The sequence below is a fragment of the Phenylobacterium sp. genome, from assembly GCF_031360265.1.
In the GTDB taxonomy this organism is placed as follows: domain Bacteria; phylum Pseudomonadota; class Alphaproteobacteria; order Caulobacterales; family Caulobacteraceae; genus Phenylobacterium.
The window spans coordinates 68528-80416 of the sequence record NZ_JANMBF010000045.1 but is presented as its reverse complement, the minus strand read 5'-3'; the positions used below and the strand labels follow the sequence as shown (position 1 = coordinate 80416).

Annotated in this window: 14 protein-coding genes; 10 read left to right on the top strand and 4 right to left on the bottom strand. The window is 68.6% G+C overall.

Annotated features, from left to right (window positions below):
* Window positions 1-604 (bottom strand): acyl-CoA dehydrogenase family protein (locus RMN86_RS04145; protein ID WP_309604570.1); only part of this gene is annotated, 604 nt, incomplete at its 3' end.
* 130 nt (window positions 605-734) lie between these two features.
* Between RMN86_RS04145 and RMN86_RS04140 the strand changes: the two genes are divergently transcribed.
* The 4 genes from RMN86_RS04140 to RMN86_RS04125 all read left to right on the top strand — a co-directional run bounded on the left by RMN86_RS04140 (window position 735) and on the right by RMN86_RS04125 (window position 4505).
* Window positions 735-1352: a YceI family protein gene (locus RMN86_RS04140; RefSeq protein WP_309604569.1), complete on the top strand. Its 618-nt coding sequence runs from the start codon at window positions 735-737 to the stop codon at window positions 1350-1352.
* Between the two features lie 23 nt (window positions 1353-1375).
* Window positions 1376-2662 (top strand): YceI family protein, encoded by a 1287-nt coding sequence (locus tag RMN86_RS04135; RefSeq protein WP_309604568.1) that lies wholly within the window; start codon window positions 1376-1378, stop codon window positions 2660-2662.
* A gap of 85 nt (window positions 2663-2747) precedes the next feature.
* Window positions 2748-3515, top strand: a complete 768-nt coding sequence (locus tag RMN86_RS04130; RefSeq protein WP_309604567.1) for a methyltransferase — start codon at window positions 2748-2750, stop codon at window positions 3513-3515.
* Between the two features lie 51 nt (window positions 3516-3566).
* On the top strand, window positions 3567-4505 hold the full coding sequence (locus RMN86_RS04125; RefSeq protein ID WP_309604566.1) for an L-threonylcarbamoyladenylate synthase: 939 nt from the start codon (window positions 3567-3569) through the stop codon (window positions 4503-4505).
* Here the strand turns inward: RMN86_RS04125 and RMN86_RS04120 are convergent.
* Entirely contained in the window at window positions 4493-4891 is a 399-nt protein-coding gene (locus RMN86_RS04120; RefSeq protein WP_309604565.1) for a type II toxin-antitoxin system VapC family toxin, read from the bottom strand. The two genes, RMN86_RS04125 and RMN86_RS04120, sit on opposite strands and share 13 nt — an antisense overlap.
* Complete coding sequence (locus tag RMN86_RS04115) at window positions 4888-5160, bottom strand: type II toxin-antitoxin system VapB family antitoxin (protein ID WP_309604564.1); 273 nt, start codon at window positions 5158-5160, stop codon at window positions 4888-4890. Before RMN86_RS04115 ends, RMN86_RS04120 begins: the two co-directional genes overlap by 4 nt.
* Window positions 5161-5228: 68 nt before the next feature.
* On the opposite strand from RMN86_RS04115, the gene RMN86_RS04110 reads away from it, so the two are divergent.
* The 5 genes from RMN86_RS04110 to RMN86_RS04090 all read left to right on the top strand — a co-directional run bounded on the left by RMN86_RS04110 (window position 5229) and on the right by RMN86_RS04090 (window position 10255).
* Window positions 5229-6638, top strand: coding sequence for an FAD-binding oxidoreductase (locus tag RMN86_RS04110; RefSeq protein ID WP_309604563.1), 1410 nt, complete (start codon window positions 5229-5231; stop codon window positions 6636-6638).
* 40 nt (window positions 6639-6678) lie between these two features.
* On the top strand, window positions 6679-7500 hold the full coding sequence (yaaA, locus tag RMN86_RS04105) for a peroxide stress protein YaaA (protein ID WP_309604562.1): 822 nt from the start codon (window positions 6679-6681) through the stop codon (window positions 7498-7500).
* 2 nt (window positions 7501-7502) lie between these two features.
* Window positions 7503-8300, top strand: coding sequence for a 3-hydroxybutyrate dehydrogenase (locus tag RMN86_RS04100; protein WP_309604561.1), 798 nt, complete (start codon window positions 7503-7505; stop codon window positions 8298-8300).
* Window positions 8301-8325: 25 nt separating this feature from the next.
* Entirely contained in the window at window positions 8326-9105 is a 780-nt protein-coding gene (locus RMN86_RS04095) for an SDR family oxidoreductase (protein WP_309604560.1), read from the top strand.
* Between the two features lie 172 nt (window positions 9106-9277).
* Entirely contained in the window at window positions 9278-10255 is a 978-nt protein-coding gene (locus RMN86_RS04090) for a nitronate monooxygenase family protein (RefSeq protein WP_309604559.1), read from the top strand.
* On the opposite strand, the gene RMN86_RS04085 is transcribed toward RMN86_RS04090, so the two are convergent.
* Window positions 10252-10794, bottom strand: a complete 543-nt coding sequence (locus tag RMN86_RS04085) for a YbjN domain-containing protein (protein ID WP_309604558.1) — start codon at window positions 10792-10794, stop codon at window positions 10252-10254. The two genes, RMN86_RS04090 and RMN86_RS04085, sit on opposite strands and share 4 nt — an antisense overlap.
* A gap of 123 nt (window positions 10795-10917) precedes the next feature.
* Between RMN86_RS04085 and RMN86_RS04080 the strand changes: the two genes are divergently transcribed.
* Window positions 10918-11886, top strand: coding sequence for an SPFH domain-containing protein (locus tag RMN86_RS04080; protein ID WP_309604557.1), 969 nt, complete (start codon window positions 10918-10920; stop codon window positions 11884-11886).
* Window positions 11887-11889 lie beyond the last annotated feature (3 nt).

The window sequence follows — 11889 nt, the reverse complement described above, 5'->3', positions numbered from 1 at the left end:
CCGCGTCGTGGTCGCCCCAGGTGATGAAGATCTTCTGCCCGGTGAGCCGGTAGCCGCCGGCCCCGTCGGGATCGGCCCGGGTCGTCAACTGGGCCAGGTCGGAGCCGGCCTGCGACTCGGTCAGCACCATGGCGCCGGGCCATTCGCCGGACACTAGCCTGGGCAGCACCAGGCGTTTCTGGCGGTCCGTGCCGTGCAGATCCAAGGCTTCAATGGCGCCCTGGGTGAGCATGGGGCAGAGACCGAAGGCCATGTTGGCCGCGTGAACCATCTCGAACACCGCCAGCTCCATGGCCTTCGACAGGCCCTGGCCGCCGTGTTCCGGCGCCGCGGACAGCGAATTCCAGCCGTCGGCGACGAAGGCCCGGTAGGCGTCGGCGAAGCCTGGGGCTGCGCTGACGGCGCCATTGGCGTAGCGCGCGCCCTCGGTGTCGCCGATGCGATTGAGCGGCGCGAGCACGTCTGTCGCGAAGGCCCCGGCCGCCTCCAGGACGGCGGCGACAGTGTCTCCATCGAGTTCGGGGAAGGATCGTGCGACCAGGGCGTCATGGCCGACGGTCGAGAGCGCGAAGGCGAGGTCGCGGACGGGCGCGCGGAAGGTCATGGTCTGGCTCCACCAGGCAAGGATCGTCCGCACTTTCTAGGCGAGGGGCGCGGAATAAAATACCTGTACGGGCCGTCTTTCGGTCATGGTCGGCGCGAAGTCTGTTGCCTGAACCCAGGGAGTTGAGACCATGCGCAGCACCGGTGCGGGCGGGCTTGTGTTCGCGGCTATCATCCTCGCCACCATGGTCGGAGGTGCGGCGCGAGCCAATCCAACCACCCAGGACCCGACCAAGGTCCCGGCCGGCGTCTATGTGCTGGACAAGCGCCACGCCAGCCTGACCGCCAGGATCGCCCACATGGGCGGGTTCTCGCGGTTCACCCTGCGCTTCAATGGCCTTGACGGCGGCTTCACCTATGACCCGGCCAACTGGCAGGCGACCAAGGTCAGCATGACGGTGGATCCCAAGTCCGTGGACACCGGCAACCCGCCCTTCGACAAGCAGATCGCCGGCTATTTCGAGGCCGACAAATACCCGACGATCACCTTCGTCTCGACCGCCGTGGCCGGGGGGCCGGACGGCAAGGGGACGCTGAGCGGGGACCTCACCTTCCATGGGGTGACCAGGCCCGTCACCCTTGATGTGATCTTCAACGGCGTGGGACACGGCATCACGCCGCTTGGGACACGGATGGGCTTTTCGGGGCAAGGACGGATCAAACGGTCGGACTTCGGGGTCAGCAATATGAGCCAGTACGCCGGCGACGACATCGACCTGGTCTTCGAAGTCGAGTTCGAGAGGAAGTAGCAGCGGCTCCGGGTAGCGCCATCATGATCGACACCGCCCGCGCCGGCCGCTACGCCACGGTGGCCATCGTGCTGCACTGGCTGATCGCGCTGCTGATCATGCTGCAGATAAGCCTGGCCTGGCGGATGGGCGGCAAGCCCACGCCGGAAAGCTTCGCGGTGTTCCAGCTGCACAAATCGATCGGCATCACGGTGCTGTTGCTCAGCCTGATCCGCCTGGGATGGCGGCTGGTCAATCCGCCCCCGCCCGAGCCGCTGGGCCTGAAGCGCTGGGAGCGCGTGCTGTCTCGGGCGGTGCACTGGGGGTTCTACGTGATCATGATCGGCATGCCGCTGACCGGCTGGCTGACGGTCTCGGCCAGCCGCATCGAGATTCCAACCCTGCTCTATGGCGTGGTCCATTGGCCAAGCCTGCCGGGGATCGCCGACCTGGCGCCCGCCGCCAAGAAGACCGCCCACCTGATCGGTGAGCGGGGCCACGGTCTGCTCGCGCTGGGGATCTACGCCCTGTTCGCGCTGCACGTCGGCGGCGCGCTGAAGCACCAGCTGTTCGACCGCGACACGCCGGTCCTGCCCCGCATAGCCCCCGGCGCCGTCCCCGGCCGCTGGTGGGAGCCGCGCCTGCTGGTGATCGTCCTGGCCCTCGTCGGCGCCGCGGCGTTCGGCAAGCTGGTGCAGCCGCCGCGCCCGGCCATGGGTCCGCCGCCCGTCGCCCCCGCGCCCGCCGCACCGCCCTCGGTCGCGGAGCCTCCGGAGCCGGCGACGGCCGCCGCGCCGCCGCCGGCGCCGGAGGCGCCGCCCTCGACGGTCCCGGTCGCCTGGAAGGTGTCGCCGGGCTCCAGCCTGACCTTCACCACCAGCTGGGGCGGGGACGCCGTGCAGGGCCGGTTCGACAGCTGGCAGGCCGACATCCTGTTCAGCCCCGAGGCGCTCGACCGTTCCAAGGTCAGCGTCAGCATCGACATGGCCTCGGGCAGGACCGGGGATGCCCAACGCGACGCCTCCCTGCCGGCGTCCGACTGGTTCGATTCCGCGGCCCATCGGCAGGCCGTCTTCACCGCCAAGACGTTCCAGAAAGCCGGCGCCGAACGCTATGTCGCCCACGGAACGCTGACCCTGCGCGGCGTCACCCGGCCTGTCGATCTGGCGTTCCGGCTGAAGATCGTCGGCGACCGCGCGCAGATGAGCGGCGACGCCAGTCTCGACCGCCTGGCCTTCGGCGTCGGTCAGGGCGAGTTTGAGGCTGTGGACCAGGTGCCAGCCAAGGTGGGCGTTCACGTCGAACTGACCGCCAGGCGCGACAAGCGGTAGCCGGCGACGGGGTCGCGTGCGCAGGCGATTGACAGGGACCTTGCGCGGCGGGAAGCGTGGCCGCCATCAGCCATGGAGTCTTGCAATGAAAGCCTTCCCCATTGTTGCCTGCGTGGCCGCCTGCCTGGCCGCCAGCGTCGGTGCGGCGACCGCCGCCGCGGCGCCGGTCCTGCGCGCCGACATCGCCGCCGCTGTCGCCGACAAGGGGCGTGACGCCGACCGGGACGCCGATACGCGCCGCCACCCGGGCGAACTGATCGCCTTCTCCGGTGTGAAATCCGGCGACAAGGTGGTCGATCTGATCCCCGGCTCGGGCTATTTCACCAAGATCTTCGCCAAGGTGGTCGGGCCCAAGGGGCACGTCTACATGATCTGGCCCGACGAATACGCCAAGGAGGCCCAGCCCGATCCGGTGAAGAACGCCGAGCTGGCCAAGACCGGCTATGCCAACACCTCGGTGATCCTGCAGCCGGGCGCCGCCTTCGCCACGCCCGCGCCCGTGGACCTGGTGTTCACCGTGCAGAACTATCACGACTATCCCGACAAGTTCATGGGCAAGATCGACCCGATGGTGCTCAACCGGGCGGTCTACAAGGCGCTGAAGCCGGGCGGGGTGTTCCTGGTGGTCGACCATACCGCCGAGGCCGGCTCCGGCCTGCGTGACACCGACACATTGCATCGCATCGATCCGGCGATCGTCAGGAAACAGGTGACGGACGCCGGCTTTGTCTTCGAAGGCGAGAGCCAGCTGCTGCGCAATCCGGCGGACGACCTGAAGAAGGTCGTCTTCGACAAGGCGATCCGTGGCCACACCGACCAGTTCATCTACAAGTTCCGCAAGCCCAAGAGGTAGGTCAGGGCCAAGAAGTCGGACAGGTGGGGCGCGGCGGTGTAACCAGCCGGCGTGGACTCGACGAACGCCAAGATCAAGCAAGCCGCCGCCGCGCTGAAGGCCGGCGGCCTGGTGATCCTGCCCACCGAGACGGTCTATGGGCTGGCGGCGGACGCGGCCGATTCGCGGGCAGTGGCGGCGGTCTATGCGGCCAAGGGCCGGCCGAGCTTCAACCCCCTGATCGCCCATGTGGCCGACGTGGCGATGGCGCGGCGGATCGCGCGCTTTGACGACCGGGCCGAGCGGCTGGCGGCGGAGTTCTGGCCAGGGCCGCTGACCCTGGTGCTGCCGGTCGCCGACGAGGTCGCGGTCTGCGACCTGGCCCGCGCCGGACTGGACACCGTGGCGGTGCGCAGCCCCGCCCACCCGCTGGCGCATGCGCTGCTCAAGGCCTTCGGCGGGCCGTTGGTCGCGCCCTCCGCCAACCGCTCCGGCCGACCCAGCCCCACGACCTTCGCCGACGCGGTGGACGAGACCGGCGCGGCCGCCGTGGTCGTTCTGGACGGCGGGGCCTGCGCGATCGGCCTGGAGTCCACCGTCGTGTCGCTGCTGGGCGAGGCCCGGCTGCTTAGGCCGGGCGCGGTGACCCGCGCGGAGATCGAGGCGCTGATCGGTCCGCTTTCGGACGCCGAGGCGGACGCCAGACGCTCGCCAGGTCGGCTGACTCGACACTATGCGCCGAACCTGCCGCTGCGCCTCAACGTGACCGAACCGCGGGCGAACGAGGTCTGGCTGGGGTTCGGAGCCACCCACTGGCCAGGGGACGGCGCCGAGCCGTTCAACCTCAGCCGCGAGGGCGATCTCGCCGAAGCCGCCGCGAACCTGTTCGCCTATCTGCGCGCCGCCGACCGCTCGGGCGCGTCCGGCATCGCCGTGGCGCCGATCCCCGACACCGGCCTGGGCGAGGCGATCAATGACCGTCTGCGCCGCGCAGCGGGCTACGTCGGCTGAAGCGCTGACCGGATGTCGGTCCTGGCGAAATCGTCGCCCTTGTAGAGCAGCGGGACATCGAGCTGCTTGGCCAAGGCGTAGGCGAAGCAGTCGCCGAGATTCAGGCGGGCGGGATGGAAGCCCTTGCCAAAGCGCAGATAGGCCGCGAGCGCCACATCTGCGAGGCCCACGTCCTCGCGCACTTCAACCCCGAGATCGCTGAGCAAGGCGTTGAAATTCACTGGGGTGAAACTGTCGCCGCGCTGACTGAGGACGATCCCCGTCTCAACGTAGCTTATTGCAGAGAGCACGGCCCGATCCGTCACCTCCAAGACTCGAAGGAACTCTATCCGCTCAGGCTCGCGGCGCCCTATCGCGACGAGCGCCGAAGCATCGACAACGATCAATCGCCGTCCTCAGCAAATCCCGGCACTTCGTTAATATCGTCCCACTCAGCTTTGGTGACGGGGGGCTGCGGACCACGAATGCCGGCCCTCACATGGAAGCGGTCAGTTGCGGCGATCATTTCGTCGAGCGTCGGTCGCCGCCTGGGCGCAGCTTCGGCGATCGCCTTGTCCAGCGCGCCGTCAATTGCGCCCGTGATCGTGTCGCCCTTCAGCGTCGCCAGCTCCCGCGCCTTTCGCTCCGTCTCTGGATTCTTGATCAGAATAGCCATCGGCCGCGCTCCTTATATACGGCAGTATATACTGGAAACGGTGGACTGCGAAGCGTAGGTTCTATGTCATGATCGCGCCTGTCCCCGCCGATGTGCTCTCGCGCCTTAAGGCCGTGCTCGGCGAGGGCGGCTGGAGCCAGGATCCCGAGCGACTGGCGCCCAAACTGCTGGAATGGCGCGACCGCTGGACCGGCCAGACGCCGTTCCTGGCGCTGCCGAAAACCACGGCCGACGTCGCGGCGGTCGTCGGGATCTGCTGCGAATCGGGGACCGCGATCACGCCCCAGGGCGGCAACACTGGCCTGGTCGGCGGCCAGATTCCGATGGGCGAGGTGCTGCTGTCCACCGAACGGATGCGCGCGATCCGCGAGACGGACGCGTTCGACGACGTGCTGGTGGCCGAGGCGGGGGTGACGTTGGCCGCGGTGCATGCGGCGGCGGCCCAGGCGCAGCGGCGCTTCCCGGTCGGGCTGGCGTCGGAGGGTTCGGCGACGGTGGGCGGGATCGTCTCGACCAACGCCGGCGGCACCCAGGTGCTGCGCTATGGCATGACCCGCAGTCTGGTGCTGGGCCTGGAGGCGGTGCTGCCCAATGGCGAGGTGTGGAACGGGCTGAAGCGCCTGCGCAAGGACAACACGGGCTATGACCTGAAGCAGTTGCTGATCGGGGCCGAGGGCACCTTGGGCATAGTGACCGCCGCCGCGTTCAAGCTCTATCCGGTGATGGTGTCGCGCGCCGTGGCGATGATCGGCGTCGAAAGCCCGGACGCGGCGCTGCGGCTTCTGGTCCGCGCCAAGGACGAGACCGGCGGAGCGGTGGAGGCGTTCGAGCTGATGGGCCGCCTCGGCGTCGAGTTCGCCTTGCGGAATATCGCCGGGACCCGCGATCCGCTGGCGCGGATCCACCCCTGGTACGTGCTGGCCGAGTTCTCCTCCGGCGAGCCGGGCTCGGCCGAGGGCGCGATGGAAAGGTTCCTTGCGTCCGGTCTTGAGGACGGCCTGATCGACGATGCGGTCGTCGCCCAGACGGAAGCCCAGGCCAAGGCGTTGTGGGCGATCCGCGAGACCCAGTCGCCGGCCCAGAAGCCCGAAGGCGCCACCTGGAAGCATGACGTCTCGGTGCCGGTGAGCCAGGTAGCGGCGTTCCTGACGCGGGCCGACGCCGCCATGCGCACCTTCGCGCCCGGCTGCCGCATCGCCGCCTTCGGCCACATGGGCGACGGCAATATCCACTATGACGTCCTGCGCGGCGACGGCGCGTCGGACACCGAGCACGCTGCGCGGCGCGAGGCGGGCGCGCGGATCGTCCACGATATCGTCGCGTCCCTGGGTGGCTCGATCAGCGCCGAGCACGGCCTGGGGTCGATGAAAACCGAGGAGGCCCGGCGCTACAAATCGCCGGTGGAGATCGAAGCCCTCGTGGCGATCCGGCGGGCGCTGGACCCCAAGCGGATCATGAACCCGCGCGTGCTCTTCTAGGGACTTGGCTTGGCGCGCAAGACGCGGCAAAGCATCTGCGATGCTGATCGTCCTCTCCCCCGCCAAGGCGCTCGATTTCACCGCGGCGCCGGCGTCGGTCGGGGTGACGGCGCCCGAGCTTTGCGACCAGACCGCCGAACTGGCCAAGGTCGCCAGGAAGCTCAGGGTCATCGACCTTAAGCGGATGATGTCGCTCTCCGACGCCCTGGCGAAACTGAACCGCGAGCGCTTCCAGGCTTTCCAGCCCGACAGCGAGGACGGCCTGCAGGCGGCGTTCGCCTTCAATGGCGATGTCTACCGGGGGCTGAAGGCGCGCGAGCTCGACCGCAAGGCGCTGGCCTGGGCGCAGGATCATCTGCGGATCCTGTCGGGGCTCTATGGCGTGCTGCGTCCACTCGACGCCATCCAGCCCTACCGGCTGGAGATGGGGGTGCGGATCAAGACCCGGCGCGGCCAGAACCTCTACGACTTCTGGGGTCCGCGGGTGGCCCAGGCGCTGGACGCCGCCCTGGTCGGTCACAAGGAGCGCGTGGTGGTGAACTGCGCCAGCCAGGAGTATTTCGGTGCGGTGGATCGCGCCGCCCTGAAGGCCCCGGTCATCGCCTGCCGGTTCCTTGAGGAAAAGGACGGCGAGGCCAGGATCATGTCGTTCTTCGCCAAGACGGCGCGCGGCATGCTGGCCCGCTACGCCATCGACAACCGCATCGAACGGGTGGGCGACCTGCGGGCCTTCGACCGCGAGGGTTACCGGTACGTGGCTGGCCGCTCCACCGACACCGAGTTCACCTTTGCCCGGCCGCAGCCGTCGCCGGTCGCCCAAACCCGCGCGGATGCTCGCGCGAAGATCAAAGAGGAGGCCTGAGCATGGCCGTCGACTATCAGCTCGAAGGCCAGGTGGCGGTGATCACCGGCTCCACCTCGGGCATTGGCCAGGCGCTGGCGACGGCGCTGGCGGAACAGGGAGTCAACGTCGTGCTCAACGGCTTCGGCGACCCCGCGAAGATCGAGGCCGACCGGCTGGCGATCCAGCAGAAGACCAACGCCGCCGTGCGCTATCACGCCGCCGACATGACCAAGCCCGCGCAGATCGCCGACCTGGTCGCCTATGCGGTCAAGGAATTCGGGCAGCTCGACATCCTAGTCAACAACGCCGGCATCCAGCACGTCGGAGCCGTCGAGGACTACCCCGAGGAGAAGTGGGACGCGCTGATCGCCGTGATCCTGTCATCGACCTTCCACGCCACCAAGGCGGCGATCCCGATCATGAAGGCCCAGGGGCGCGGACGGATCGTCAACATCGCCTCGGCCCACGGCCTGGTGGCCTCGGCGTTCAAGGCCCCCTACGTGGCCGCCAAGTTCGGGGTGGTGGGCTTTACCAAGGCCTGCGCGGTCGAGCTGGCGCGCACCGGCGTCACCGTCAACTGCATCTGCCCCGGCTATGTGAAGACGCCGCTGATCGAGGCCCAGATCGTCGATCAGGCGAAGATCCGTGGGATTCCCGAGGACCGGGTGATCGAGGACGTGATCCTGGCGGCCCAGCCCAACAAGACCTTCGTCGAATACCGCCACCTGGCGGGCCAGCTGCTCTATCTGGTGTCGGACCTCGGCGCCTCGGCGACCGGCGGATCCTTCGTCATCGACGGCGGCTGGACCGCGCAATAACAAGAGCCAAAGGGAGGTATCGGTCATGGCCTACAAACCGTTCGATCTGACGGGCAAGGTGGCGCTGGTCACCGGCGGCAACGGCGGCATCGGGCTCGGCATGGCCGAGGGCCTGGCCGCGGCGGGCGCCAAGGTCGCGATCTGGGGCCAGAATCCGGAGAAGAACGCCAAGGCCGAGGCGACCCTGAAGGCCTATGGCGTCGATGTGCTGGTTCAGGCGGTCGACGTCAGCGACGAGGCCGCCGTGGTGGCCGGCGTCGCCGAGGTGCTGAAGACCTTCGGGCGGCTGGATTTCTGCGCCGCCAACGCCGGGGTCGGCGGCGGCGCGCCGTTCGCGGAGATGACCACGGAAAAGTGGCGCCGCGTCACCACGGTCAATCTCGACGCGGTCTTCTGGACCTTCCGCGAAGCCGCCAAGCACATGGTCGCGCGCGCCCAGGCCGGCGATCCTGGCGGCTCGTTGCTGGTCACCTCGTCGACCTCGGCGATCCACGGCGCGCCGCGCAACCAGGCCTACGCCGCCACCAAGGGCGCGGTGCTGTCGCTGGTGCGGGGGCTGGCGGTGGAATACGCCCGCTACGGCATCCGGGCCAATTCCGTCCTGCCGGGCTGGATCCGCTCGGACATGACCGCCGGCGCGCAGAAGTGGGACAAATTCAATGAGCAGGTGATTGGCCGCGTGCCGATGCGCCGGTGGGGCGATCCGGAGGATTTCTCGGGACTGGCGGTCTATCTCGCCTCCGACGCCTCGCGCTTCCACACCGGCGACGCCTTCGTCATCGACGGCGGCTACACGATCTACTGACGCCTGGCGCGGATCGAGCACGCAGAACGGATTGCCCTCTGCGTCGCGCAGAGTCGTCCAGCCTTTGTGAGCCTCGCGCACACGGCGCGCAGTCTATCATGACCTTGCGTCATGGTTTCCAGTCAGGGTCGGCGGCGCCATGCTGGAGGCAACAAGTTCCGGAGGATCGGCCATGACCCTGCACACCAAGCTCTGCGACCTGCTGGGCGTTACCCACCCGATCATGCTGGCCGGGATGGGCGGGGTTTCCTATGCCGAACTGGTGGCGGCGGTCTCCAACGCGGGCGGCTATGGCGTGCTGGGCATGGCGGGACGGACGCCAGAGTTCATCCGCGACGAGATGCGCAAGGTCAAAGGCCTGACGAAAAAGCCGTTCGGCGTCGATCTGCTGGCCGCCAGCCCCGACAGCCTGACCGCCGCGGTGGAGATCATCATCGCGGAAGGCGCGTCTTCGTTTGTCGCGGGCCTGGGCGTGCCGATGCCGATCATGGCGCGGCTGAAGGGCGCGGGCCTGAAGGTGATGGTGGTCTGCGGGGCGGTGAAGCACGCGATCAAGGCCGAGCAGGCCGGCTGCGATGCGGTGATCTGCCAGGGCGGGGAGGGTGGCGGGCACACCGGCCTGGTCGGCACGCTGCCGCTGGTGGCCCAGGCGGTCGAGGCGGTGAAGATCCCGGTGGTCGCCGCCGGAGGGCTCTACGACGGGCGAGGCCTGGCGGCGTCGCTGGCCCTGGGCGCCGTCGGCGTCTGGATGGGCACCCGGTTCATCGCATCGCAGGAAGCCCACGCCGGCCAGATGTATCGCGAGGTGATCGTCGAGGCGACCGACGAGGACACCATCCGCACCCGCAGCTATTCCGGCAAACCCATGCGGGTGAAGAAGAACCCCTATGTCGAAGAGTGGGAGAGCCGGCCCGGCGACATCCAGCCGTTCCCGCAGCAGGCGATGCTGTCGAGCCGCGCCGGCGTGATGGGCGGCATCGGCGGCCAGACCGAGGGCCTCGACGCCGACCGCTCGGCCTTCGCTATGGGCCAGTCAGCGGGCGGGGTGCGCGACATCCTGCCGGCTGGCGAGATCGTCGCGCGGCTGATGGCCGAGGCCGAGGCCTCGATCGACCGCCTAGCGAACCTGAGAGCAAGGACCCCGGCCTAAGGGGCGCTGGCCAGGTAGGCGGTCGGGTCTTTCAGGAAGTTGCGGAACTCGCCGACGCAACCGCGCCAGGCGGCGACCTGGGTGGCGATACGCTGACGGCTGTCATCGGCGAACAGCAGGGTCGAATAGACCACATGCGGTTTACCGGTCTTGTCCTCATAGCCACGACAGGTGAGCGACGACTGGTTGAAGGCGTTGAGCTGGGCGAAGCTCGGACCGGCCTTGTCGGTGATGTTGTCGAACAGCACCGCCTTGCAGTCGCGCCCCTGGGCGCTGCAGTCGGCGAACTGCATCGAGAAATCCGCCGCCGTGGAAGTCACCGCGACAAACACCGTGTCGGCTTCCCGCGCCGCCACCGTAGCCTTGGCCCCGGCCGCGGTCAGCAGTGCGATCAGGCTGGCCGGGTTACGGGCGTCGAAGTCCAGGTCCGCCGGGGCGGCCCTTGTCGGCGCGGCTTTCGCCACGGCCGGCCTGTGAGGCGGGGCCGCGCCCAGGCTCAGGACCGCGGCGGCGAGAACGGAGAGGGTCTTTCGCAACATGGCCGCAGGGCTATCAGACCGCGCCGTCCGGCGCGAGCGTGACCCGTCATCAGCGCGGCGCGGATTCCATGGCGCGTGGCGCAAGCGGTGATAGGATCGCCGCCGCTGTCGGGAGGGGTGCTCATGGGTTTCGCCGTCGCCGCCGTGTTTCTGGTTCTGGCCGTGGTGGTCGCGCTGGGCGCCATCAAGATCGTGCCGCAAGGACAGGAAGTCACTGTCGAACGGTTCGGCCGCTATACCCGGACCCTGAAGCCCGGGATCAGCTTCCTGACCCCTTTCGTCGAGGGTATCGGGCGGCGCATCAACATGATGGAGCAGGTCCTCGACGTGCCCCGCCAGGACGTGATCACCAAGGACAATGTCTCGGTGCAGGTCGACGCCATCGTGTTCATCCAGGTGATGGACGCCGCCGCGGCCGCCTATCGGGTGACCAACCTGGACTTCGCGATCACCCAGCTGACTATGACCAACCTCAGAACCGTGGTCGGCAACATGGAATTGGACGAGGTTCTGTCGCAGCGCGACCAGATTAACACCCGTCTGCTCGAGGTCATCGACCAGGCCACCAGCCCCTGGGGCGTCAAGGTGGCGCGGATCGAGATCAAGGACCTGCAGCCGCCGCCGGACATCACTAACGCCATGGCCCGGCAGATGAAAGCTGAACGCGAGCGCCGCGCGGTGATCACCGAGGCTGACGGCGAGAAACAGGCCGCGATCACCGTGGCTGAAGGCCAGAAGCAGGCGGCGATCCTGCAGGCCGAGGGCCGCCGCGAGGCCGCCTTCCGCGACGCCGAGGCCCGCGAGCGGTCCGCCGGCGCCGAGGCCAAGGCCACCGAGCTGGTGTCCAACGCCATCGCCAAGGGTGACGTCAACGCCATCAACTACTTCATCGCCCAGAAGTACGTGGAGGCCTTCGGAAAGCTGGCCGAGAGCCCGCAGCAGAAGACGGTGATCGTGCCGGCCGACATGGGCTCGTTGGTGGGGTCCATCGCCGGCATCGCCGAACTGGTGAAGTCCGCCCAGGCCGAATTTCCGCCGCCCGCGCCGCGCGCGCCGCGCGGCGGGTCGGCGGTTCCCAAGACCGGAACCTGATCC

What these genes read in the sequence shown, in the direction of transcription:
- RMN86_RS04140 (WP_309604569.1), top strand. Translation starts at nt 735, where the DNA reads ATGCGCAGCACCGGTGCGGGCGGGCTTGTGTTCGCGGCTATCATCCTC.
- RMN86_RS04135 (WP_309604568.1), top strand. Translation starts at nt 1,376, where the DNA reads ATGATCGACACCGCCCGCGCCGGCCGCTACGCCACGGTGGCCATCGTG.
- RMN86_RS04130 (WP_309604567.1), top strand. Translation starts at nt 2,748, where the DNA reads ATGAAAGCCTTCCCCATTGTTGCCTGCGTGGCCGCCTGCCTGGCCGCC.
- RMN86_RS04115 (WP_309604564.1), bottom strand. Translation starts at nt 5,160, where the DNA reads ATGGCTATTCTGATCAAGAATCCAGAGACGGAGCGAAAGGCGCGGGAG.
- RMN86_RS04110 (WP_309604563.1), top strand. Translation starts at nt 5,229, where the DNA reads ATGATCGCGCCTGTCCCCGCCGATGTGCTCTCGCGCCTTAAGGCCGTG.
- yaaA (WP_309604562.1), top strand. Translation starts at nt 6,679, where the DNA reads ATGCTGATCGTCCTCTCCCCCGCCAAGGCGCTCGATTTCACCGCGGCG.
- RMN86_RS04100 (WP_309604561.1), top strand. Translation starts at nt 7,503, where the DNA reads ATGGCCGTCGACTATCAGCTCGAAGGCCAGGTGGCGGTGATCACCGGC.
- RMN86_RS04095 (WP_309604560.1), top strand. Translation starts at nt 8,326, where the DNA reads ATGGCCTACAAACCGTTCGATCTGACGGGCAAGGTGGCGCTGGTCACC.
- RMN86_RS04090 (WP_309604559.1), top strand. Translation starts at nt 9,278, where the DNA reads ATGACCCTGCACACCAAGCTCTGCGACCTGCTGGGCGTTACCCACCCG.
- RMN86_RS04085 (WP_309604558.1), bottom strand. Translation starts at nt 10,794, where the DNA reads ATGTTGCGAAAGACCCTCTCCGTTCTCGCCGCCGCGGTCCTGAGCCTG.
- RMN86_RS04080 (WP_309604557.1), top strand. Translation starts at nt 10,918, where the DNA reads ATGGGTTTCGCCGTCGCCGCCGTGTTTCTGGTTCTGGCCGTGGTGGTC.